We start from the raw sequence: 22,145 nt of genomic DNA on the forward strand, positions 1-22,145 counted from the left end.
GCACCCTTATAAATGTGATGACTATCTTATAGTCATAATATTTATAACGAGGACGAAAGGAGTAACGGTTTTATATACCGTTTGGTGATTTACAAGCAGAAAAGAGAATAAGGGTGCAGCCCGTCGTGGTCCGCACCCCAGCCCTCTCCGTGCGGGAGAGGGTGGAAAACACTTACAGCGCCAGCAGACGCTCGACGGACGGGGCGAAGTAGTAGCCGCCGGTCACCGGTTTGGTGAAGCGCAGCATGGCGTCACGCTTGCCGTCGGTATCGCCAAACATGCTCAGCAACTGCTGTTCGATGTTATGCAGGCGCGCGCAGTACGCACAGAAGTAAAGACCGTGGGTACCGCTTGCTGTGCCGTATGGCAGGCTCTGGCGAACAATCTTCAGACCTTTCCCGTCTTCCTTGAGGTCAACGCGGCTCAGGTGAGAGGTGACAGGACGGGCATCGCCGTCGATCTCTTCGTTGGCCTCTTTCGTACGGCCAATCATCATCTCCTGGTCATGCACGCTCATGCGGTTCAGCTGCTTGAGGTTGTGCTCCCAGCGCTGGACGAACACATAGCTGCCGCCCGCGTCGACACCGTCTTTGATCACCGCCACTTCACGACGCGTCTCTTCACCCGCCGGGTTTTCAGTTCCGTCAACGAAGCCGCTCAGGTCGCGTTCTTCCACCCAACGGAAACCGTGGATCTCTTCCTGAACGTCAATGCTGTCACCAAAAGCCGCAACCGCCGCCTGGGCAACGGAGAAGTTCACATCATGACGCAGCGAGAGAATGTGGATCAGCACGTCGAACTGCGTTGCGGGTGCCAGGCCTTTACCGTAAGGGATAAAATCCTTCAGCTCTTCGGCGCCTTCGCCGCCGCTCAGTTGACGCCAGACGTTATGACCAAAGGCAACGACCGCGCCCAGATGGGCGTCCGGGAATTTGGCCTGGAAGGTGGCCAGCTTATCAACGAACGCTTTACTGGCCGCACGCAGGGCATCCACATCCCCTTTAACATTGGCTTCAATCCAAATCGCCGCGCGGCAATGTTCTGGCAAAATGCCACTCTGAACCTGAGACATCGCTCCTCCTGAAATAAAGATGCCACGTCAGCGTGGCATTGATGGCGGCTATTATACCCGTATTTCAGCGAGACGGTTTGTTCAGGCGCAAATTACTGCTTCCAGATAATTTTGCTCACTTTCCAGCTCTTCAGCGTGTCGTCAGACGGCATTAAACCTTCCGGACCACTCCAGGTACCGGTGAAGAGATAGCTGATGTGCTGGCTGCCCTGCGCTTTACATTCCACCGCCACGCCGTCGTCAGACGGGGCACTGGTGCAGTTGCCGAAGGCCTGTTTATAGAGTTCGCTAAACGGGGTTCCCACTTTCACACCGCTTTCGGTTGGGATGTCGTCGTCCATCACAGCAATGCGGTTTACCGTGCCTTTATCACCGTTAATCACCAGCGCCAGCGTGTCACCCTTCAGCGCTTCGAAATAACGCACGATATTGCCGTTTTCTGTTTTCATGCCGCTGCGCAGGCGATAACCGCCACCCAGTGCATCCTGAAGGGCGTCCTGATCCAGCGCCGTCGCGGCGGTAATTTTACCCACGCCCTGCTCGGTCACTTCCGTTGAAGAGCCAAACCAGTTCCACGGATAGGCCGCAGACCAGTTAATTGATGAGAGCGTTGAACAGCCGGTTAACGCCAGCGGGAGAGCGCATAAAAGTAAACGCAGCGATTTCATTGAAACGTCCTTACATGTTAAATCAACGCTTGTTGGAGTGCGGTATCGGCAAAAAGTGCCAGGTTAATCTTCCTGATGCGTAAAACAGGCGCGAAGGCGGGGATTCGTCAGCAGCCACAGCAGCGCCACGATATCCGCTACGACCAGCGCAATACCGATCCCCGTAAGCGGTTCACCGCTCCACCAGAGCACCGGTTGCCAGACGAGCAGCGCAAGCTGAGCGAGGATCAGCAGCCAGCGAAGCGCACCCCACAGGCGCGGGATCGTATGCCGTCGCCCGCTGCATAAAAACGCCATCACTGCCGGCACGCCCGGCAGCAAGCCGAGCCAGAAGGCATCGTGATCGGGATAAAAGAACGTCAGAAGCGTATCGCCCTGCCCGCGCGACGCGGCGGCCATCACAAACAGCACCCAGGTACGGGCCTGCAGCAGCAGAACGCACCAGAACAAAAAGGGCAGCCTGACACGCCCTTGCGCATCATAATCTGCCGGATGGATCTCAGTACTCTTCATCTTCTATCAGGCGCTTACCTAAGCTCAGTACGTCCGCGTGTTCATAACCCAGGCGTTCATACATGCCCAGCACCACGTCGTTATCTTCCCGCACCATGATCTGAATCTTCGGGCAGCCGCGGGCAATGAGTTTCTTTTCCAGCCGATTGAGCAGCGCATTGGCGATGCCGCGCGCACGAAATTCCGGGTGCACACCCAGATAATAGGCCGAGCCGCGATGGCCGTCGTACCCGCCCATCACTGTTCCCACCACCTCGCCGTTGACTTCTGCCACCAGAAACAGACTGACGTCGTGATTCAACTTACGTTCAATATCCATTTCCGGATCGTTCCACGGACGCAGCAGATCGCAGCGCTCCCAAAGGGTGATCACCTCTTCGAAATCTTCCTGGCGAAAAACGCGTATCTCCATGGTATTAACCGCCTTTTCGGGTTTAAAAACAGTGATTATGGCGTGAACATCGCGTTTAGCCAATAACCGGGGAAAAACTCGCCAAAATTTGGCATAATGTCACTTTGTCACGTATTGAAATGAAAAGTAAAACAATTCTCAATAAGGACTGTCGTAACGCTAATCACGATACGATATAACACCAGGACCCCAATTTTTACAATTCAGGCCGCATGAGCACATTCAAACCATTAAAAGCACTCACATCGCGTCGTCAGGTTCTCAAAGCGGGGCTGGCGGCCTTAACGTTAACGGGCATCGCACAGCAGGCTCAGGCAAAAGAAGAGAGCACGCTCAAAACCAGTAACGGACACAGTAAACCGAAATCGAAAAAGCCGGGCGCGAAGCGTCTGGTCATGCTGGACCCCGGTCACGGCGGAATTGATACCGGCGCTATTGGTAAAAACGGTGCGAAAGAAAAGCATGTCGTGTTAGCGATTGCAAAAAATGTGCGCGCAATTTTACGCAGCAATGGCATTGACGCCCGCCTGACGCGTTCTGGCGACACGTTTATTCCGCTGTACGACCGCGTAGAGATCGCCCACCAGCACGGTGCCGATCTGTTTATGTCGATTCACGCGGACGGTTTTACCAACCCGTCGGCGGCGGGGGCTTCGGTGTTCGCCCTCTCCAACCGTGGGGCGAGTAGCGCCATGGCGAAATATCTCTCCGATCGTGAAAACCGGGCGGATGAGGTTGCGGGGAAAAAAGCCACCGACAAAGATCATCTGTTACAGCAGGTGCTGTTTGACCTCGTTCAGACGGACACCATTAAAAACAGCCTGACGCTCGGCTCGCATATTCTGAAGAAGATTAAACCGGTGCATCGCCTGCACAGCAGGAGCACCGAACAGGCGGCGTTCGTGGTGCTTAAGTCGCCGTCAATTCCGTCCGTGCTGGTGGAGACGTCGTTCATCACCAACCCGGAGGAGGAACGCCTGCTCGGCACCACCGCGTTTCGCCAGAAGATCGCCAACGCCATCGCCTCAGGCATAATCAGTTACTTCAACTGGTTCGATAACCAGAAAGCGCACTCCAGGAAACGTTGATGAAACCCAATGCACAGCTGGTAAAAACATTCCTGCTGCAGCTGCAGGATGAGATTTGCCAGAAACTGGCCGCCGCAGATGGCGGTGAATTTCAGGAAGATAGCTGGCAGCGCGAAGCCGGTGGCGGCGGACGCAGCCGCGTGCTGCGTAACGGCGGCATCTTTGAGCAGGCTGGCGTCAATTTTTCCCACGTCCACGGAGACGCGATGCCCGCTTCCGCCACGGCTCATCGACCAGAACTGGCAGGCCGCAGCTTCGAAGCAATGGGCGTATCGCTGGTGGTTCATCCGCACAACCCGTATGTGCCGACCAGCCATGCCAACGTGCGCTTTTTCATTGCTGAAAAACCCGGGGCCGATCCGGTCTGGTGGTTTGGCGGCGGTTTTGACTTAACGCCCTACTACGGGTTTGAAGAAGATGCCGTGCACTGGCACACCACCGCACGCGATCTCTGTCAGCCGTTTGGGGACGACATCTACCCGAAATTTAAAAAATGGTGCGATGACTATTTTTATCTGAAGCACCGTGATGAGCAGCGCGGCATTGGCGGGCTGTTCTTTGACGATCTCAACACGCCAGATTTTGATACCGCATTCAGCTTTATGCGGGCGGTAGGTGAAGGGTATACCGGGGCCTATCTGCCGATCGTGGCGCGGCGTAAAGATACCGACTACGGCGTGCGCGAGCGCGAGTTCCAGCTTTACCGCCGTGGGCGCTACGTAGAGTTCAACCTGGTATGGGATCGCGGTACGCTGTTTGGCCTGCAGACCGGCGGGCGCACGGAGTCCATTTTGATGTCGATGCCGCCGCTGGTTCGCTGGGAGTACAGCTACGAACCAAAAGAAGGCAGCCCGGAGGCTGCCCTGAAAGACTTTATTACGATTCGGGACTGGGTGTAATACCGGCAGGCGCAGCGCTTACAGCGGCTGCGTCTGCGCTTCAACCACCGCCAGTGCCACCATATTCACGATACGACGCACCGAAGCAATCGGCGTCAACACGTGCACTGGCTTCGCCACGCCCATCAGTACCGGTCCTACGGTGACCCCTTCAGAGCTGGAGACACGCAGCAGGTTGTAGCTGATGCGGGCCGCTTCCACGTTCGGCATAATCAGCACGTTTGCAGAACCTTTCAGCGGGCTGTCCGGCATGCGTTCGTTACGAATGCTCTCCACCAGCGCAGCATCACCGTGCATCTCGCCGTCAATCATCAGTTCCGGCGCACGCTGGCGAACCAGCTCCAGCGTCTGGCGCATTTTGCACGCCGCCGCTGATTTCGACGAACCGAAGTTGGAGTGCGACAGCAGCGCTACCTTCGGTTCAATACCAAAGCGACGCACGGTTTCTGCCGCCATCACGGTGATCTCCGCCAGCTCTTCCGGGCTCGGATCGTCGTTAACGTAGGTGTCGGCAATAAAGGTGTTGCCGCTTGGCAGCAGCAGCGCGTTCATCGCCCCGGCGGTGTGGACCCCTTCGCGATAGCCGAAGATCTCCTGCACCACGCTGAAGTGCTCGTGGTAATCACCGATCGTGCCGCAGATCAACGCATCCGCTTCACCGCGGTGGACCATGATCGCCCCGATCACCGTGGTGTTGCTGATCACGGCCTTTTGCGCCTGCTCCTGGGTGATCCCGCGACGTTTCATGATCGCGTAGTATTCGTTCCAGTACTCTTTAAAGCGCGGATCGGATTCGTTATTAACGATCTCAAAATCCACACCCGCTTTGATCTGCAGCCCCAGCTTCTGAATACGCATCTCGATAACGCTCGGACGACCGATCAGGATTGGCTTCGCCAGACCTAAGGTGATCAGCTCCTGCGTGGCATGCAGAACGCGCGCCTCTTCCCCTTCCGCCAGCACCACGCGTTTCGCGTCGGCACGCGCCTGGGAGAAAATGGGCTTCATAAACAGGTTGGTTTTGTAGACAAACTCGGTGAGCTTATCGACGTAAGCATCGAAATCTTTGATGGGGCGCGTCGCCACGCCGGAGTCCATTGCCGCCTTAGCAACCGCCGGGGCGATTTTGACAATCAGACGCGGGTCGAATGGTTTTGGAATGATGTAGTCCGGGCCAAAGCTCAGATCCTGGTCACCATACGCCGAGGCGACCACTTCGCTCTGCTCGGCGTGCGCCAGTTCCGCAATGGCATGAACGGCCGCGAGCTTCATCTCTTCGTTGATCGCCGTCGCGCCCACGTCCAGCGCCCCGCGGAAGATGAACGGGAAGCAGAGAACGTTGTTCACCTGGTTCGGGTAATCGGAACGACCGGTACAGATAATGGCATCTTCACGCACGGCTTTTGCCAGCGGCGGCAGAATTTCCGGTTCCGGGTTTGCCAGCGCCAGAATCATTGGCGCACGCGCCATTTTCTTCACCATCTCCTGGGTCAGCACTTTCGGGCCTGAACAGCCAAGGAAGATATCCGCGCCGTCAATCACGTCCTCCAGCGTGCGTTTACCGTCATCTTCTACCGCGTAGGCCGCTTTGGTTTCCGCCATGTTCGGCTCACGGTCCTTGTAAATAACGCCTTTGGAGTCGCAGACCACAATGTTGTGCTTCTGCATACCCAGCGCCACCAGCAGGTTCATACAGGCGATTGCCGCCGCGCCTGCGCCGGAGACCACCATACGGACGTCAGAGAGATTTTTCTCGACCACACGCAGACCGTTCAGAATAGCCGCAGTGCTGATAATCGCGGTACCGTGCTGGTCATCATGGAACACGGGAATGTTCATACGCTCGCGCAGTTTCTGCTCGATATAGAAACATTCCGGCGCTTTGATGTCTTCGAGGTTGATCCCACCGAAGGTCGGTTCCAGCGCGGCAACCACGTTGATGAATTTATCAGGATCGAGCTCATCCACTTCGATATCGAACACGTCAATACCGGCAAATTTCTTGAACAGAACGCCCTTGCCTTCCATCACGGGCTTACCGGCCAGCGCACCAATATTGCCTAATCCCAGCACCGCCGTCCCGTTAGAGATCACGGCGACCAGGTTGCCACGCGCGGTGTATTTATAGGCTGCCAGCGGATCTTTTTCGATTTCGAGGCACGGCGCCGCGACGCCGGGCGAGTAGGCCAGCGCCAGATCGCGCTGAGTCGCCAGCGGTTTTGTCGGGGAGACCTGAATTTTACCTGGGACAGGGAACTCGTGGAAATCGAGAGCACTCTGTTTTAACTGATCATCCATCTTATTTTTCCTTTCTCGTATCGGTCAAAAGGGTGACGTTTGCGATCCTGAAGCACACCCTGGTGTGCCGCCTAGTATCGCCGCAGGCAGCCACATAAACTTTGAAGGCTGCCAAACTCTCACCATTGCAGAATAAAAATTGTTATCAATTTATAACAGCCATGTTACCCGTCTCAGAAAGCAATGCCTCCCCCGTCTGCTATGCTTTTTTGTTAAGTCCATCATGATTTTTGCAGAAGTGTGAACTAACGCACTCGAGTAACTCTTTTATTTCCAAGGAGTAATTATTTATGAACCAACTAGACGGCATCAAACAATTCACTACCGTGGTCGCCGACAGCGGTGATATCGAGTCGATTCGCCACTATCAGCCCGAAGATGCGACCACTAACCCTTCGCTGCTGCTCAAAGCGGCCGGTCTTGCTCATTTTAGTCATCTGATTGATGACGCTATCGACTACGGTAAACAGCGCGGTAAAACACAGGAGCAGCAGGTCGCCGAAGCGAGCGACAAGCTGGCCGTTAATTTCGGTGCGGAAATTCTGAAAAGTATCCCGGGACGCGTCTCTACCGAAGTTGACGCCCGTCTCTCCTTCGACCAGGAGAAGAGCATCACGAAAGCCCGCCGCCTGGTTGAGCTCTACCAGGAGCAGGGCATCGATAAATCGCGCATTCTGATTAAGCTGGCCTCAACCTGGGAAGGGATCCGTGCGGCGGAAGTTCTGGAAAAAGAGGGGATCCATTGCAACCTGACGCTGCTGTTCTCCTTTGCGCAGGCGCGCGCCTGTGCCGAAGCCGGCGTCTTCCTGGTGTCTCCGTTCGTCGGGCGAATCTATGACTGGTATCAGGCTAAACAGCCGATGGATCCGTACGTGGTGGATGAGGACCCGGGCGTGAAATCGGTGCGTAATATCTACGACTATTACAAACAGCACCGCTACGAAACCATCGTGATGGGCGCCAGCTTCCGCCGTACCGAGCAGATCCTCGCCCTGGCAGGCTGTGACCGCCTGACCATCTCCCCTAACCTGCTTAAAGAGCTGCAGGACAAAGAGGAGACGGTTATCCGCAAACTGGTGCCCACATCAACCGTTCTCCCCAAACCTAAAGCCATGACCGAAGCGGAATTCCGCTGGGAGCACAATCAGGACGCAATGGCCGTCGAAAAACTGGCGGAAGGCATCCGCCTGTTCGCCGTCGACCAGCGCAAACTTGAAGATCTTCTTGCCGCCAAACTTTAACCTTGCCATGGAGTGAATTATGTCCCGTAAAGAGCTAGCCAATGCCATTCGCGCCCTCAGCATGGATGCCGTGCAGAAAGCAAATTCCGGCCACCCTGGCGCCCCCATGGGCATGGCTGACATTGCCGAAGTGCTGTGGAATGATTTCCTGAAGCACAACCCGAACGACCCCAGTTGGTACGATCGCGACCGTTTTATTCTCTCTAACGGCCACGCCTCCATGCTGCTCTACAGCCTGCTGCACCTTTCCGGCTACGACCTGCCGCTATCCGAGTTAAAAAACTTCCGCCAGCTGCACTCAAAAACGCCGGGCCACCCGGAGATAGGCTATACGCCGGGTGTGGAGACCACCACCGGGCCGCTCGGCCAGGGGTTAGCCAACGCGGTCGGGCTGGCGATTGCCGAACGCACGCTGGCGGCGCAGTTTAACCAGCCAGACCACGAGATTGTCGATCACTACACTTATGTGTTTATGGGCGACGGCTGTCTGATGGAGGGGATTTCTCACGAAGTCTGTTCGCTGGCGGGCACGCTGGGGCTGGGCAAGCTGATCGGATTTTACGATCACAACGGTATCTCCATCGACGGGGAGACCAAAGGCTGGTTTACCGACGACACGGCAAAACGATTTGAGGCCTACCACTGGCACGTAGTGCATGAAATTGACGGCCACGACCCAGAAGCGGTGAAAAAAGCGATTCAGGAAGCGCAAAGCGTGAAGGACAAACCGTCCCTGATCATCTGTCGCACCACCATCGGTTTCGGCTCACCGAACAAAGCGGGTAAAGAGGAAGCCCACGGCGCGGCGCTGGGTGAAGAAGAAGTGGCGCTGACCCGGCAGAAACTGGGCTGGAAATACCCGCCGTTTGAGATCCCGAAAGAGATCTACCGCGAGTGGGACGCCCGCGAAGAGGGTGAAAAAGCCCAGCACGCGTGGAATGGAAAATTTGCCGCCTATCAAAAAGCCCACCCGGAACTGGCCGCTGAATTCTCGCGCCGCATGAGCGGTGGCCTGCCGGAGGACTGGGAAGCGAAAACCCAGGCGCTGATTGAAAATCTGCAGTCTAACCCGGCGAAAATTGCCACCCGTAAGGCCTCGCAAAACACCCTGAACGCCATCGGCCCCCTCCTGCCCGAACTGCTGGGCGGCTCCGCGGATCTGGCTCCAAGTAACCTGACCATCTGGTCTGGCTCAAAATCGCTGAAAGAGGATATTGCCGGAAACTATATCCACTACGGGGTGCGTGAGTTCGGGATGACCGCCATTGCCAATGGCATCGCCCATCACGGCGGGTTTGTGCCCTACACTGCTACCTTCCTGATGTTCGTTGAGTATGCCCGTAACGCGGCGCGTATGGCGGCATTAATGAAAGCGCGGCAGATCATGGTCTACACCCACGATTCGATTGGTCTGGGTGAAGACGGTCCCACGCACCAGGCCGTTGAGCAGCTGGCGAGCCTGCGTTTAACGCCAAACTTCAGCACCTGGCGTCCGTGCGATCAGGTCGAAGCGGCGGTTGGCTGGAAGCTGGCGGTTGAGCGCCACACGGGGCCAACGGCATTAATTCTGTCGCGGCAAAACCTGGCCCAGATTGAACGCACGCCGGAGCAGGTAAAAAATATCGCCCGCGGCGGGTACATCCTGAAAGACAGCGGCGGCAAACCGGATGTCATCCTGATTGCTACCGGTTCTGAGGTGGAAATTACCGTGAAGGCCGCGGAAAAACTGACCGCCGAAGGTCATGCGGTACGCGTGGTATCCCTGCCGTCCACCGACATTTTTGATGCTCAGGATGAGGCCTACCGTGAATCGGTCCTGCCCTCTAACGTCGCAGCCCGTGTGGCCGTCGAGGCGGGTATCGCCGACTACTGGTACAAATATGTCGGGCTCAAGGGTGCCATCGTCGGGATGCGTGGGTACGGCGAGTCGGCGCCTGCCGACAAGCTGTTCCCGTATTTTGGCTTTACCGTTGAGAATGTGGTTGAGAAGGCGCTGAGCGTAATTTAGCGCGTGATCCACAACGTGGGCCAGGCATCTGGCCCATTCCAGTTATCGCAGCTGGGCTCTTCTGCATAACGCACCAGGCGGAAACGCTGGCCGTCAAAACGCCAGCGCGTCTGGACCCCACAATCGCCAATACCGCGCCCCAGCGCGAGCGTAGTCAGCTCGCGCGTTTTCTCATCAAAGCGGGCATTCATCAATTCGATTTCACTGCTATCGTCTGCAGGGGTGAAAGGCAGACGCAGCCTTACGCTGCGGGAAGAAAACGGCTTTTTGCGCGATACCAGCCAGGCCAGATCGACCGTGTTATACGCCCCCGCCTCACAGCTAATAATCAGCAATGCTTTTTCATCGGTTAACGCGGTGACGCGCACTTCACGGCGGTTAGGATCGAGCGAGCACTGGCTGTTGTTCATCCGCCAGGTGCCATAATCCAGCAGGTCGTTCAATTCGGCGTGGGAGAGCGGCGTCGGCGTCGGATTGACTACCGCCACCTTTTTTAAGGCGGGTGCAGGCGGCACGCTTAACGGCGGATCGTCACCTTTTTTAATCCAGGCCGTTTCACTCCCGACACGTTTCTGCTGCGCGTCAATAAACAACAGTGCGGCTTTCAGGCCGTTCAGAGAGATAACCTGGTCACCGCCGCGCAAGGTCAGGGCTTTTCCTTCCTGGATATTTTTCAGAAACGCCGTGATGGTGGTGGCATCATCACTTTTCAGATGCCACGGGGTTAACTGCCAGTGCTGCCGATCCAGCTTGAGAGGAACCTTATCCAGCAACAACCGCGGCGCAATATCCGCTTCTTTCACGGCAGGGTCAGCAAGGCCGCCGAGATCGATACGCAGCGTAGCGTCGGTTTTCGCGCCGGCACTGCGGCTGAGCGTCATGACCAGCCCCCGGTGTTCACCGGTATTGCGTGCGAGGCAAAAATTCTGGTTATTGCAGGTCACCTGCCAGTCAGAAAATAATTGCTGGGCAGGCGCAGCCCACACCTGCGAGGAGGTGAGCACGCAAAACAGGCAGAGAAGAGAGACGCAATAGCGCATGAATGGCACAATCCCGGAACGAAAACGCTTAACTGGGCTGTATCTTCGTGTTCCCGCCCGGGTTGCTCAATCGGATTTATCGGATAGATTTATCCGAAATACAATCTATCACCGTTCGAAAGAGGCGTTCATCAGCCCGGTCGTTTGAAGATACTGTAGTAATATCACAGCTTTACCATCCCTGATTTCCCCGGCATGCATCATCTCCAGCGCCCGGGAAAACGGCAACTCCAGCACTTCAATATCTTCATCTTCCACGCCACCGCCGCGGTGAGTACGCTGCGCATCGCTGTATTCCGCGATGAAGAAGTGGACGATTTCCGTCACGCCGCCAGGAGACATAAACAGCTCGAAGACCTTTTTGACCTCTCCCACTTCAAAGCCAGTCTCTTCGACGGCCTCTTTGCGGATGCACACTTCCGGCTCGTCGTCATCAAGCAGGCCCGCACAGGTTTCAATCAACCTTCCGTCAGGGTTGCCATTGACCCATGTTGCTACCCTGAACTGACGGATCAGCACCACACTCTGCTTTTCACGGTTATAGAGCAAAATGGTGGCGCCATTGCCGCGGTCATAGACCTCGCGTTTATGGCGGATCACTTCACCGTTATTACGGGTTAAATCGTAAGTGATGTTACGCAGGACAAAGTAGTTTTCAGAAAGGATTTTGTCTTTGATAACGTCAATTTTCAGGGTCATACGGGCTCCACGACACAATGAGTCTTCCTATAGTACGCCGTGAAACCCGCTTTGTCGCCCGCCTGGTTTAGTGCGTTTTCGGCACACTGACCTCAAGCCAGTCGAGGATCCCCCGCCCCGCATGACGCCCTTCCGCCATCGCCGTCACCACCAGATCAGCACCGCGCACCGCATCACCGCCGGCGAAAATTTGCGGGTTAGACGTCTGGTAACGATAGCGACTTTCCACCGAGGCAATGATTCGCCCCCAGTCATCGGTGTTGACGCCCTGACTCTCCAGCCAGGGCATGGCATGTGGGTTAAAACCAAAAGCCATAATCACCGCATCGGCCGGCATGACAAACTCGCTGCCCTCCACCGGGACGGGTCGACGACGTCCCTGCGCATCCGGCTCTCCCATCCGGGTGCGCAGCATCCGGATGCCGTTAACCTTGCCGTCAGCAGCAAGGGTCAATTCAACGGGCTGGACGTTAAATTCAAATGCGGCTCCCTCTTCTTTCGCATTCTTCACCTCTTTTTTCGAGCCCGGCATATTGGCTTCATCCCGGCGATAGGCGCAGGTGACTTTTGCCGCGCCGTGACGTAACGCGGTGCGCACGCAGTCCATTGCGGTATCGCCCCCGCCCAGCACCACCACATTGAGTCCACGGGTGTCGATAAACGGTTCGTTGGCCGTCGCGTCCAGCCCCATGACGTGGCGCGTGTTCCCCACCAGGAACGGCAGCGCATCGTAGACACCCGGCGCATCCTCATGGGGGATGCCCGCTTTCATCGAACGATAGGTTCCCACGCCAATAAACAGGGCGTCGTAATCTGTTTGCAACTGAGACAACGACACATCGCTGCCCACATCGCAGTTCAGCTCGAAGTGAACCCCCATCGCAGTAAAAATCTCTCTGCGTCGTGCGAGCAGGGATTTATCCAGCTTAAAGGCCGGAATGCCGAAGGTCAGCAAGCCGCCGATTTCGGGATGCCTGTCATAGACCGTCACGCTCACCCCGCTGCGCACCAGCACATCCGCGCATGCCAGCCCGGCAGGCCCCGCGCCGATAATCGCGACGCGTTTTCCCACCGAAGAAACGCCAGACATATCCGGTCGCCAGCCCAGCGCCAGCGCCTGGTCAGAGATGTAGCGCTCGAGGTTGCCAATGGTCACCGACCCTGACGCATCGCGCACGGTGCAGGCACCTTCACATAACCTGTCCTGCGGGCAGACCCGGCCGGTAATTTCAGGTAAACAGTTGGTCTGATGAGAAAGTTCGACCGCGCCGAGGATGTCACCGGCGTTAATCCGTTCAATCCACTGCGGAATGTGGTTGTGCAGCGGGCAGGTCCATTCACATATGCTGTGTTCCCCGCATTTCAGGCAGCGCGATGCCTCGCGTCTGGCCTGTTCGGTCCGAAACGGCAGGTATATTTCATTGAAATGGCCAACCCGCTCTTCGGCAGCCAGTTTGTCGGGCTCGCCGCGTGGCGGTGTGTTTTGCATCTGCTGCAGTTTGGTGGGTGCCGTCTCCTCGCTGACTGCCTCACTGTGCCAGGGCTGCGCCTCCAGCCTGGCGGTGCGCTGACGGCGCGATTTTGCCAGGTTATCCAGCACGTCAGGCGTCGCCAGCGTCAGCACATCTGCCGGGCAATTTTCAATACAGGCCGGGCCCTGCGGGCGGGTCAGGCAGAGATCGCATTTATACGCCGAGGCTTTTGCACTGCCGCTGTCGAGTGGCGTAACGATAATCTCCATCGTGCCGAAGGGACAGGCAACCACGCAGGCTTTACAACCGATGCATTTTTGTTGATTCACCTGTACGCTGTCATCGCGTTTGCTGATGGCGCCGTTCGGGCAACTGAGTGCACACGGGGCATTTTCACAGTGGTGACAGGTGACGGGGCTGTTCTGCGCGCCAGAGTTAAGGACCGTAATACGGGGATGGAAATGGCGCTTGCTCAGGACATGTTGCTCATCATTATGCGCCATTACGCAGGCAACTTCGCAGGCGTGGCACCCAATACATTGCTGGCTATTAGCCATAATAAAACGATTCATAACGACACCTGTTTTTGGTTCAATAACCTTATTCTTTGTATGAATATGGTATTTACTCATCACAGCGTCGTCAGGCAATGTTCAATTGCCCGGAATGCCAAACTATTTCCAGTGAACCTGTGGCAGATCAATTTTATTCAGGAAGCCGTTCTGTGACCGTTAAACGCCCTGTTTCCGCAAGCCTGGCCTGGGCTTTCTTTTCGATGATTGTGTTATCCGTTCTGACCAGCACCGTCGCGCTGCTGACGCTTGCCAGCAGCCAGCGTGACGCCGAAGCCATCAATATTGCGGGTTCACTGCGTATGCAGAGTTACCGGCTGGGCTATGAGATGCAGCGCAATAGCCCTTCCCTGACACAGCATCGCCAACACTGGCAACACACCCTGAGCGCACCTGCACTACAAAAGCTGAACCGCTGGTACGTGCCGGACGATGTCAAACAGCGCTACCAGCAGCTGCATCTGGCCTGGCAGGAGATGGATACGCACATCGCCCGCGGCGATCTCGCGTGGTATCAAACCCATATCGAAGATTTTGTTGGCCGTATTGATGCCTTTGTGCTCGCCCTTCAGCACTATACCGAACATAAAATTCAGACGGTGACCCTGCTCTCGCTGGCCGGTGCGCTGGGGATCCTGCTGCTGACGGTGTTTACCCTGCGAGGCATCCGTCGTCAGGTGGTCTTGCCGCTCAACAATCTGGTCGCCGCAAGCGAACGCGTTGAACGGGGACAATTTGATACCCCGGCACCGGATACCGCTTTGCCGAATGAACTCGGTCAGCTGTCCCGCGCCTTTAACCATATGTCGGCGGAGTTACACACCCTCTATCGCTCGCTTGAAGATTCGGTTGCGGAAAAGACCCGGCACCTGAACGAGGCGCATCAGCAGCTCGAAATGCTGTTCAAATGTTCGCAGGCGCTCAACACCGGACAGATAGACAGCCACTGTTTCCGCCATATATTGCAAATCGTCCATGAATACACCCGGATGAATTATCTGGAGTTACGGACCAGCGACGACTGGCGTCTGTGTGAAGGGAGTGAGGCAGCCGACATGCCGCTGCAAAACCTGCCGGTGCTGATGCAGGACACGCTCTACGGCGAGCTGCGCTGGCAGAACGAGACGGACAGCGTCCCGCTTCCGCTGATGAGAAGCGTGGCGACAATGCTCGGGCGCGGGCTTTACTTCAACCAGGCGCAAAAGCATTACCAGCAGTTGCTGCTGATGGAAGAGCGCGCGACGATTGCCCGCGAACTGCATGATTCCCTCGCGCAGGTGTTGTCGTATCTGCGGATCCAGCTTACGCTGCTTAAGCGTGCCGTACCGCAAGAGAATACCCCGGCGCAGACCATCCTCACCGACTTCTCCCGCGAGCTTAACAATGCCTGGCATCAGCTTCGCGAGCTGCTCACCACCTTCCGCCTGACGCTCAACCACGCTAACCTGCCGGCGGCCCTTCAGGAGTCACTCGACGGCCTGCAGAGCCAGACGCAGGCAAAGCTGCATCTTGACTGTCGCCTCTCCTCGCTGGCCCTTGACGCACAAAAGCAGGTGCATCTGCTGCAGATCGTGCGTGAAGCGGTGTTGAACGCAATCAAGCACGCGCAGGCCAGCGAGATCACCGTAAGCTGTATCACCGCCGTGGACGGCACGCACAGCGTGAGCATTCGCGACAATGGCATCGGGATTGGCGAAGCCAGCGAGCCGCCGGGGCATTACGGGCTGAATATTATGCGTGAACGCGCGGAACGGCTCGGCGGTACCCTGCACTTTTCGCAGCCACAAAATGGGGGAACACAGGTGAGCGTGACATTCCCTTCGTCGCTGGCGTTAACAGGTAAATAACCGTAAAGGGGGCAGCGCAGAGAAACGCGCATGATAATTTACATTATCTCCTTTATTTCTCCACGTTTGGTCTTCGTCTTGCCGCTAAAGTGGTGCGGGCAATAAACAATAATGACGTGCAGCAAAACGAGGTCAATTTTTCATGGCGAATTTTTTCATCGATCGCCCCATTTTTGCCTGGGTACTTGCCATTCTGTTGTGTCTGACAGGTGTCCTGGCCATTACTTCACTTCCCGTTGAGCAATACCCCGATCTGGCACCTCCTAACGTGCGTGTCACAGCAAACTACCCCGGCGCCTCGGCACAGACGCTGGAAAATACCGTGACGCAGGTTATCGAGCAGAACATGACGGGTCTGGATAACCTGATGTACATGTCCTCACAAAGCAGCGCCACGGGCCAGGCCACGGTGACCCTGAGCTTTACGGCCGGGACTGACCCGGACAAAGCGGTGCAGCAGGTACAAAACCAGCTGCAGTCAGCCATGCGAAAACTGCCGCAGGCAGTGCAAAATCAGGGCGTTACCGTACGTAAAACGGGGGATACCAATATTTTGACCATCGCGTTTGTCTCCACCGATGGTTCCATGGATAAGCAGGATATTGCGGACTACGTTGCCAGTAACATTCAGGACCCGCTCAGCCGTATTAACGGCGTAGGGGATATCGACGCCTACGGGTCACAATATTCAATGCGCATCTGGCTCGATCCTGACAAGCTGAACAGCTTCCAGATGACGGCGACTGACGTGACGGACGCCATCAAGTCGCAGAACGCCCAGATTGCCGTAGGGCAGTTGGGAGGAACGCCTTCCGTCGAAAAACAAGCCCTGAATGCCACCATTAACTCGCAATCGCTGCTTCAGACTCCGGAGCAGTTCCGCAACATCACCCTGCGCGTGAATCAGGACGGTTCAGAAGTGCGGCTGGGCGATGTCGCCACGGTGGAAATGGGTGCGGAAAAGTACGACTACCTGAGCCGCTTTAACGGTAACCCCGCCTCCGGCCTGGGGATTAAACTGGCCTCCGGCGCAAATGAAATGGCGACGGCGAAACTGGTGTTAGACCGCCTGGACGAGCTGTCGAACTATTTCCCTCACGGCCTTGAATACAAAGTCGCCTACGAAACCACCTCCTTCGTTAAAGCGTCGATTGAGGATGTGGTGAAGACCCTGCTGGAAGCCATCGCGCTGGTCTTCCTGGTCATGTACCTGTTCCTGCAAAACTTCCGGGCGACGCTGATCCCGACCATAGCCGTCCCCGTGGTCCTGCTGGGCACCTTCGCGGTGCTTTACGCGTTTGGCTACAGCATCAACACGCTGACGATGTTTGCAATGGTGCTGGCAATTGGCCTTCTGGTGGATGACGCCATCGTGGTGGTTGAAAACGTCGAGCGCATCATGAGCGAGGAAGGCCTTTCCCCGCGCCAGGCCACGCGTAAATCGATGGGGCAAATACAGGGCGCGTTAGTCGGCATCGCCATGGTGCTTTCGGCGGTCTTTATCCCGATGGCCTTCTTTGGCGGCACAACCGGCGCCATTTACCGCCAGTTCTCGATAACCATCGTCTCGGCAATGGTGCTTTCGGTACTGGTGGCGCTGATCCTGACCCCTGCGCTCTGCTCTACCCTTCTTAAGCCTTTGCACAAAGGCGAGCAGCATGGTCAGAAAGGGTTCTTCGGCTGGTTTAACCGCATGTTTAACCGCAATGCCGCGCGTTATGAATCCGCCGTCGGAAAAGTGCTGCACCGCAGCCTGCGCTGGATGCTGATTTACGTAGTGCTGCTGGGCGGAATGGTCTGGCTGTTCCTGCATCTGCCTACCTCGTTCCTGCCAATGGAGGACCGGGGAATGTTCACCACCTCCGTGCAACTTCCGAGCGGCGCGACGCAGCAGCAGACGCTGAAAGTGGTCGAAAAAGTCGAACAGTACTTCTTCACCCAGGAGAAAGATAATGTGGTGTCGGTCTTCTCCACCGTGGGCTCTGGCCCGGGCGGTAACGGGCAGAACGTCGCCCGTATGTTTGTACGCCTGAAGGACTGGGACGAGCGCGACACAAAAACGGGGACCGCGTCGGCCATCATTGAACGCGCAACCCACGCGTTTACGCAGATCAACGAAGCGCGCGTCTTTGCCAGCAGCCCACCGGCCATTAGCGGGCTGGGCAGTTCTGCCGGGTTTGACATGGAGCTGCAGGATCACGCCGGTGCAGGTCACACGGCGCTGATGGCGGCGCGCGATAAGCTGTTAGCGCTGGCGGGCAAAGACGCTGACCTGACACGCGTTCGTCATAACGGCCTGGATGACAGCCCGCAGCTGCAGGTGGATATTGATCAGCGTAAGGCGCAGGCTCTGGGTGTTTCCATCGACGACATTAACGACACCCTGCAGACGGCCTGGGGCTCAAGCTATGTGAATGACTTTATGGATCGTGGGCGTGTGAAAAAAGTGTATGTCCAGTCCGCCGCGCCGTTCCGTATGTTGCCGAATGATATTAACCGCTGGTTTGTTCGTAATAACGCAGGCGGGATGGTGCCGTTCTCGGCGTTCGCCTCGTCGCACTGGGAGAGTGGTTCGCCGCGTCTGGAACGCTATAACGGCTATTCGGCGGTTGAAATCGTCGGTGAAGCTGCGCCGGGCGTCAGTACCGGTACCGCCATGGACACCATGGAGAAACTGGTGCAACAGCTGCCTGCCGGGTTTGGGCTGGAGTGGACGGCGATGTCTTATCAGGAGCGGCTCTCCGGGGCACAGGCGCCTGCGCTTTACGCGCTTTCCCTGCTGGTGGTCTTCCTCTGTCTTGCCGCGCTGTATGAAAGCTGGTCCGTTCCGTTCTCGGTCATGCTGGTGGTGCCGCTTGGCGTCATCGGTGCGCTGCTGGCGACCTGGATGCGCGGTCTGGAGAATGATGTGTACTTCCAGGTAGGGCTGCTCACCGTGATCGGCCTGTCGGCGAAAAACGCGATCCTGATTGTTGAGTTTGCCAACGAGATGAATGCCAAAGGCCACGAGCTGATGGCGGCCACACTGCACGCCTGCCGTCAGCGCTTGCGTCCGATCCTGATGACGTCGCTGGCATTTGTCTTTGGGGTATTACCGATGGCAACCAGCACCGGTGCGGGCTCCAGCAGCCAGCATGCGGTAGGTACAGGGGTGATGGGGGGCATGATTTCGGCAACCGTCCTGGCCATTTATTTTGTGCCCCTGTTCTTTGTGCTGGTGCGTCGCCGCTTCCCGCTGAAGGAACGTCCTGAATAACAGTGCGTAATAAAAAAGGCGGCTCTCAGGGCCGCCTTTTAGGGTGTGTGATTAATTCACACTATGGTTATTTTACTTATTTAAGTGCTCTTGCAATTCTTACTGAATGTCATTTACGAAGCATGCCTTCGATAAAATCTTTCCAGTTCCCCAGTTCACGTTCAATCATAACTACCTCTCTTATTATTATGCGCATTCTACGAAAACGTATCATCATTGTGAAGACCGTCTAACCTATCGCTGTGATTGTACCCCGCTACTGTCAGGGATTTATGATAAATATGAACGCAGGGCCTTAAATTTTGTGTGACGCTCAGCAATATTTTGAAATAACCATACAGGCAGGTGAGATTTAAATTACCGCCTGAGTTCATTAGCATTTTCGGTCTTATGGACATCTATGCTTAAATGATGAAAGAATATTCAGCTTACAGTTGTGAGTTGAATTAAGAAGAAGTGTAAATCAAGACAATTCCTGAATGTGTTATATTCCACTTAAGGATATATCTTCGAAATTACTGAACATTTAATCATCATAAGAACAAAAGGATTCACCATGGTTGTGATGTACGGCATTAAAAATTGCGACACCATCAAAAAAGCACGCCGCTGGCTGGAAGCGAACAAGGTGGAGTACCGTTTCCATGACTATCGCGTTGACGGGCTTGATGCAGAATTTCTGCATACCGCTATCAAGGAACTGGGTTGGGAGGCGCTGCTGAATACCCGTGGTACCACCTGGCGTAAACTGGATGAAGCCGTCCGGGCTGGCATCAACGACGCCGACAGTGCCGCCAAACTGATGCTCGAAATGCCGGCAATCATCAAACGCCCATTGCTCTGCGCGCCCGGGCAGCCTATGCTGCTGGGTTTCAGTGAAACCCTTTATTCCGACTTTTTTCGTTGAGGTGTAGTTTATGTCATGCCCGGTCATTGAGCTGACTCAGCAGCTTATTCGCCGTCCCTCCCTTAGCCCGGACGACGCAGGTTGTCAGGCATTAATGATTGAGCGCCTGCGTGCCATCGGTTTCACCGTTGAACGCATGGACGTTGGCGACACCCAGAACTTCTGGGCGTGGCGCGGTCAGGGCGAAACGCTGGCCTTTGCCGGACATACCGACGTCGTTCCCGCAGGTGATGCGGATCGCTGGATCAACCCGCCGTTTGAACCGACCATCCGCGATGGCATGTTGTTCGGGCGCGGTGCGGCAGACATGAAAGGCTCGCTGGCGGCGATGGTCGTGGCGGCAGAGCGCTTCGTTGCCCAACATCCGAACCACAGAAACCGCCTCGCGTTTCTGATCACCTCTGACGAAGAAGCCAGCGCCCACAACGGCACCGTGAAGGTCGTTGAGGCGCTGATGGCCCGCAATGAGCGTCTCGACTACTGCCTGGTCGGCGAGCCGTCCAGTACGGAAGTGGTGGGAGACGTCGTCAAAAATGGTCGCCGTGGTTCGCTGACCTGCAATTTGACCCTTCATGGCGTTCAGGGGCACGTTGCCTATCCACACCTGGCCGATAACCCGGTCCATCGCGCGGCACCGATGCTGAACGAACTGGTGACCATCGAGTGGGATAAAGGCAATGAGTTCTTCCCACCGACCAGCATGCAGATTGCAAACCTGAAGGCCGGTACCGGCAGCAACAACGTGATCCCGGGTGATTTCTTTGTCCAGTTTAACTTCCGCTTCAGCACTGAACTGACCGATGAGATGATCAAAGCGCGCGTTATCGCGCTGCTGGAAAAATATAATCTGCGTTACACCGTGGACTGGTGGCTTTCCGGCCAGCCGTTCCTGACCCAGCGCGGCAAACTGGTGGATGCGGTAGTGAACGCCATCGAGCACTATAATGAAATTAAGCCACAACTGCTGACGACAGGTGGCACCTCAGACGGACGTTTTATTGCCCGGATGGGGGCCCAGGTTGTCGAACTGGGGCCGGTGAACGCAACCATTCATAAAATCAATGAATGTGTGAATGCTGCTGATTTGCAGCTGCTGGCCCGTATGTATCAACGAATTATGGAGCAACTCGTCGCCTGACGAACGCTCTGAGAGGAATAGCGAATGGACTGGCTTTCAAAGTACTGGTGGATTCTGGTGTTAGTGTTTCTGGTCGGCGTGTTACTTAACGTCATTAAAGATCTTAAGCGCGTTGATCACAAAAAGTTTCTCGCCAACAAACCGGATCTTCCACCGCATCGTGATTTTAACGATAAGTGGGACGATGATGACGACTGGCCGAAGAAAGACCAGAAGAAGTGATTCTCTGTCCCCTCTCCTGTGGGAGAGGGGCCTACATCACATAAACTCGACGATATCATCGTCATTTGGCTTGCCACCGCTGAGCGCTTCATCAAAGTAGTGCTTCGGTACGGTATAACGCAGATGATCGAGCGCAAACTGCATGCTGCGGTCATCAATCGCGTGCCCCAGATCGTCTACAATATCCAGCGTCACATCCCCGCCTTCGCGGATCAGCGCTTCCTGCGCGGCAACCGCATGCGAAAGTTCAATCACGCGGTCTTCACCACCGTGGATCAGATGGATCGTGGTCTGCGTCGTCGCGCGTTGCGGTAACGTCGCAAGGCGACCGTTAAAAGCAATCACACGCGACACCAGGCCTGGCTGCGCTTTTACGCTCTCCAGGGACATGATAGACCCCTGCGAAAAGCCAATCAGCGCGGTCGCATCGGCACCAACGCCGCTCTGCTGCTGCCAGTAACGCACGGTGTCGATAAAGACAGGCATGACGGCGTCAATACGTGCCTGACGGTTCTCTTCCGTAACGCCCTGAACGGAGAACCACTGCCGTCCGTTCGGACCACACGGCTCCACCCCGCCAATACTGACAATCAGCGCCTGCGGAAATACCGGGGCAAACCAGCTGCCAATCTGGCCCATATTGACGGCATTATCGCCAACACCATGAAACAGAAGCAGTAACTGTTTAGCCGGTTTATCAGGGCTTTGAACAACAAAATGATCGTGTTTCATGGCGGTCTCCTTATTTGATGGCCTGGATTCTACGCCTCTCAGGAGGAATGACCATGCCACT

The 22,145-nt window shown here is 56.0% G+C and carries 19 protein-coding genes; 9 read left to right on the plus strand and 10 right to left on the minus strand.

All coding sequences use genetic code 11. From position 1 onward, the window contains the following. Window positions 1-172: 172 nt before the first annotated feature. From ACN9MQ_RS16235 to ACN9MQ_RS16250, 4 genes are all read right to left on the minus strand, one after another. Complete coding sequence (locus ACN9MQ_RS16235) at window positions 173-1,072, minus strand: Dyp-type peroxidase (RefSeq protein ID WP_014171094.1); 900 nt, start codon at window positions 1,070-1,072, stop codon at window positions 173-175. Window positions 1,073-1,164: 92 nt separating this feature from the next. After that, on the minus strand, window positions 1,165-1,740 hold the full coding sequence (locus ACN9MQ_RS16240) for an RpoE-regulated lipoprotein (RefSeq protein ID WP_020883081.1): 576 nt from the start codon (window positions 1,738-1,740) through the stop codon (window positions 1,165-1,167). Between the two features lie 63 nt (window positions 1,741-1,803). Then, window positions 1,804-2,253: a DUF2919 domain-containing protein gene (locus ACN9MQ_RS16245; protein WP_049022757.1), complete on the minus strand. Its 450-nt coding sequence runs from the start codon at window positions 2,251-2,253 to the stop codon at window positions 1,804-1,806. Continuing rightward, complete coding sequence (locus ACN9MQ_RS16250) at window positions 2,240-2,665, minus strand: GNAT family acetyltransferase (RefSeq protein WP_020883079.1); 426 nt, start codon at window positions 2,663-2,665, stop codon at window positions 2,240-2,242. The genes ACN9MQ_RS16245 and ACN9MQ_RS16250 overlap by 14 nt, the downstream gene beginning before the upstream one ends. Before the next feature lie 212 nt (window positions 2,666-2,877). Here ACN9MQ_RS16250 and amiA point away from each other — a divergent pair, with 212 nt between their 5' ends. After that, window positions 2,878-3,753, plus strand: a complete 876-nt coding sequence (amiA, locus tag ACN9MQ_RS16255; protein ID WP_014171098.1) for an N-acetylmuramoyl-L-alanine amidase AmiA — start codon at window positions 2,878-2,880, stop codon at window positions 3,751-3,753. Beyond that, a complete protein-coding gene (gene hemF / locus ACN9MQ_RS16260; protein ID WP_025203494.1) occupies window positions 3,753-4,652 on the plus strand; it encodes an oxygen-dependent coproporphyrinogen oxidase in 900 nt (299 codons plus the stop codon). The genes amiA and hemF overlap by 1 nt, the downstream gene beginning before the upstream one ends. Window positions 4,653-4,670: 18 nt before the next feature. Here hemF and maeB read toward each other — a convergent pair whose 3' ends face one another. After that, complete coding sequence (gene maeB / locus ACN9MQ_RS16265; protein ID WP_014171100.1) at window positions 4,671-6,950, minus strand: NADP-dependent oxaloacetate-decarboxylating malate dehydrogenase; 2,280 nt, start codon at window positions 6,948-6,950, stop codon at window positions 4,671-4,673. A gap of 290 nt (window positions 6,951-7,240) precedes the next feature. On the opposite strand from maeB, the gene tal reads away from it, so the two are divergent. Beyond that, window positions 7,241-8,191 (plus strand): transaldolase, encoded by a 951-nt coding sequence (gene tal, locus ACN9MQ_RS16270; RefSeq protein WP_014171101.1) that lies wholly within the window; start codon window positions 7,241-7,243, stop codon window positions 8,189-8,191. A gap of 19 nt (window positions 8,192-8,210) precedes the next feature. After that, window positions 8,211-10,199, plus strand: coding sequence for a transketolase (gene tkt, locus ACN9MQ_RS16275; protein ID WP_426021533.1), 1,989 nt, complete (start codon window positions 8,211-8,213; stop codon window positions 10,197-10,199). Here the strand turns inward: tkt and ACN9MQ_RS16280 are convergent. From ACN9MQ_RS16280 to aegA, 3 genes are all read right to left on the minus strand, one after another. Further along, the gene (locus ACN9MQ_RS16280; RefSeq protein ID WP_151711844.1) at window positions 10,196-11,239 is read right to left on the minus strand and encodes a DUF1176 domain-containing protein; all 1,044 of its coding nucleotides are present in this window, start codon (window positions 11,237-11,239) and stop codon (window positions 10,196-10,198) included. The genes tkt and ACN9MQ_RS16280 overlap by 4 nt on opposite strands. A gap of 108 nt (window positions 11,240-11,347) precedes the next feature. After that, window positions 11,348-11,938, minus strand: coding sequence for a GDP-mannose pyrophosphatase NudK (gene nudK / locus ACN9MQ_RS16285; protein WP_020883075.1), 591 nt, complete (start codon window positions 11,936-11,938; stop codon window positions 11,348-11,350). Window positions 11,939-12,005: 67 nt separating this feature from the next. Next, window positions 12,006-13,982 (minus strand): formate-dependent uric acid utilization protein AegA, encoded by a 1,977-nt coding sequence (gene aegA, locus ACN9MQ_RS16290; protein WP_426021532.1) that lies wholly within the window; start codon window positions 13,980-13,982, stop codon window positions 12,006-12,008. A gap of 152 nt (window positions 13,983-14,134) precedes the next feature. Between aegA and narQ the strand changes: the two genes are divergently transcribed. Next, entirely contained in the window at window positions 14,135-15,829 is a 1,695-nt protein-coding gene (gene narQ / locus ACN9MQ_RS16295; RefSeq protein ID WP_426021531.1) for a nitrate/nitrite two-component system sensor histidine kinase NarQ, read from the plus strand. A 142-nt stretch (window positions 15,830-15,971) separates the two neighbouring features. Next, complete coding sequence (gene acrD, locus ACN9MQ_RS16300; protein WP_426021530.1) at window positions 15,972-19,085, plus strand: multidrug efflux RND transporter permease AcrD; 3,114 nt, start codon at window positions 15,972-15,974, stop codon at window positions 19,083-19,085. Between the two features lie 109 nt (window positions 19,086-19,194). On the opposite strand, the gene ypfM is transcribed toward acrD, so the two are convergent. Further along, a complete protein-coding gene (gene ypfM / locus ACN9MQ_RS16305; protein ID WP_015572204.1) occupies window positions 19,195-19,254 on the minus strand; it encodes a protein YpfM in 60 nt (19 codons plus the stop codon). A 387-nt stretch (window positions 19,255-19,641) separates the two neighbouring features. Between ypfM and ACN9MQ_RS16310 the strand changes: the two genes are divergently transcribed. The 3 genes from ACN9MQ_RS16310 to ACN9MQ_RS16320 are packed head-to-tail and all read left to right on the plus strand — an operon-like array spanning window position 19,642 to window position 21,352. Further along, the gene (locus tag ACN9MQ_RS16310) at window positions 19,642-19,992 is read left to right on the plus strand and encodes an ArsC family reductase (protein WP_149376328.1); all 351 of its coding nucleotides are present in this window, start codon (window positions 19,642-19,644) and stop codon (window positions 19,990-19,992) included. A 10-nt stretch (window positions 19,993-20,002) separates the two neighbouring features. Beyond that, window positions 20,003-21,130, plus strand: a complete 1,128-nt coding sequence (gene dapE, locus ACN9MQ_RS16315; RefSeq protein WP_014171110.1) for a succinyl-diaminopimelate desuccinylase — start codon at window positions 20,003-20,005, stop codon at window positions 21,128-21,130. A 24-nt stretch (window positions 21,131-21,154) separates the two neighbouring features. Beyond that, window positions 21,155-21,352 (plus strand): YpfN family protein, encoded by a 198-nt coding sequence (locus ACN9MQ_RS16320; protein ID WP_014171111.1) that lies wholly within the window; start codon window positions 21,155-21,157, stop codon window positions 21,350-21,352. A gap of 36 nt (window positions 21,353-21,388) precedes the next feature. On the opposite strand, the gene ypfH is transcribed toward ACN9MQ_RS16320, so the two are convergent. Then, entirely contained in the window at window positions 21,389-22,084 is a 696-nt protein-coding gene (gene ypfH, locus ACN9MQ_RS16325) for an esterase (protein ID WP_426262655.1), read from the minus strand. Window positions 22,085-22,145 lie beyond the last annotated feature (61 nt).

This window comes from Enterobacter sp. R-25 (assembly GCF_049913205.1).
In the GTDB taxonomy this organism is placed as follows: Bacteria; Pseudomonadota; Gammaproteobacteria; order Enterobacterales; family Enterobacteriaceae; genus Enterobacter; species Enterobacter ludwigii.

Bases quoted from the DNA above. Each gene is read 5' to 3' on its own strand.
- ACN9MQ_RS16235 (WP_014171094.1), bottom strand. From the start codon at position 1,072: ATGTCTCAGGTTCAGAGTGGCATTTTGCCAGAACATTGCCGCGCGGCG.
- ACN9MQ_RS16240 (WP_020883081.1), bottom strand. From the start codon at position 1,740: ATGAAATCGCTGCGTTTACTTTTATGCGCTCTCCCGCTGGCGTTAACC.
- ACN9MQ_RS16245 (WP_049022757.1), bottom strand. From the start codon at position 2,253: ATGAAGAGTACTGAGATCCATCCGGCAGATTATGATGCGCAAGGGCGT.
- ACN9MQ_RS16250 (WP_020883079.1), bottom strand. From the start codon at position 2,665: ATGGAGATACGCGTTTTTCGCCAGGAAGATTTCGAAGAGGTGATCACC.
- amiA (WP_014171098.1), top strand. From the start codon at position 2,878: ATGAGCACATTCAAACCATTAAAAGCACTCACATCGCGTCGTCAGGTT.
- hemF (WP_025203494.1), top strand. From the start codon at position 3,753: ATGAAACCCAATGCACAGCTGGTAAAAACATTCCTGCTGCAGCTGCAG.
- maeB (WP_014171100.1), bottom strand. From the start codon at position 6,950: ATGGATGATCAGTTAAAACAGAGTGCTCTCGATTTCCACGAGTTCCCT.
- tal (WP_014171101.1), top strand. From the start codon at position 7,241: ATGAACCAACTAGACGGCATCAAACAATTCACTACCGTGGTCGCCGAC.
- tkt (WP_426021533.1), top strand. From the start codon at position 8,211: ATGTCCCGTAAAGAGCTAGCCAATGCCATTCGCGCCCTCAGCATGGAT.
- ACN9MQ_RS16280 (WP_151711844.1), bottom strand. From the start codon at position 11,239: ATGCGCTATTGCGTCTCTCTTCTCTGCCTGTTTTGCGTGCTCACCTCC.
- nudK (WP_020883075.1), bottom strand. From the start codon at position 11,938: ATGACCCTGAAAATTGACGTTATCAAAGACAAAATCCTTTCTGAAAAC.
- aegA (WP_426021532.1), bottom strand. From the start codon at position 13,982: ATGAATCGTTTTATTATGGCTAATAGCCAGCAATGTATTGGGTGCCAC.
- acrD (WP_426021530.1), top strand. From the start codon at position 15,972: ATGGCGAATTTTTTCATCGATCGCCCCATTTTTGCCTGGGTACTTGCC.
- ACN9MQ_RS16310 (WP_149376328.1), top strand. From the start codon at position 19,642: ATGGTTGTGATGTACGGCATTAAAAATTGCGACACCATCAAAAAAGCA.
- dapE (WP_014171110.1), top strand. From the start codon at position 20,003: ATGTCATGCCCGGTCATTGAGCTGACTCAGCAGCTTATTCGCCGTCCC.
- ACN9MQ_RS16320 (WP_014171111.1), top strand. From the start codon at position 21,155: ATGGACTGGCTTTCAAAGTACTGGTGGATTCTGGTGTTAGTGTTTCTG.
- ypfH (WP_426262655.1), bottom strand. From the start codon at position 22,084: ATGAAACACGATCATTTTGTTGTTCAAAGCCCTGATAAACCGGCTAAA.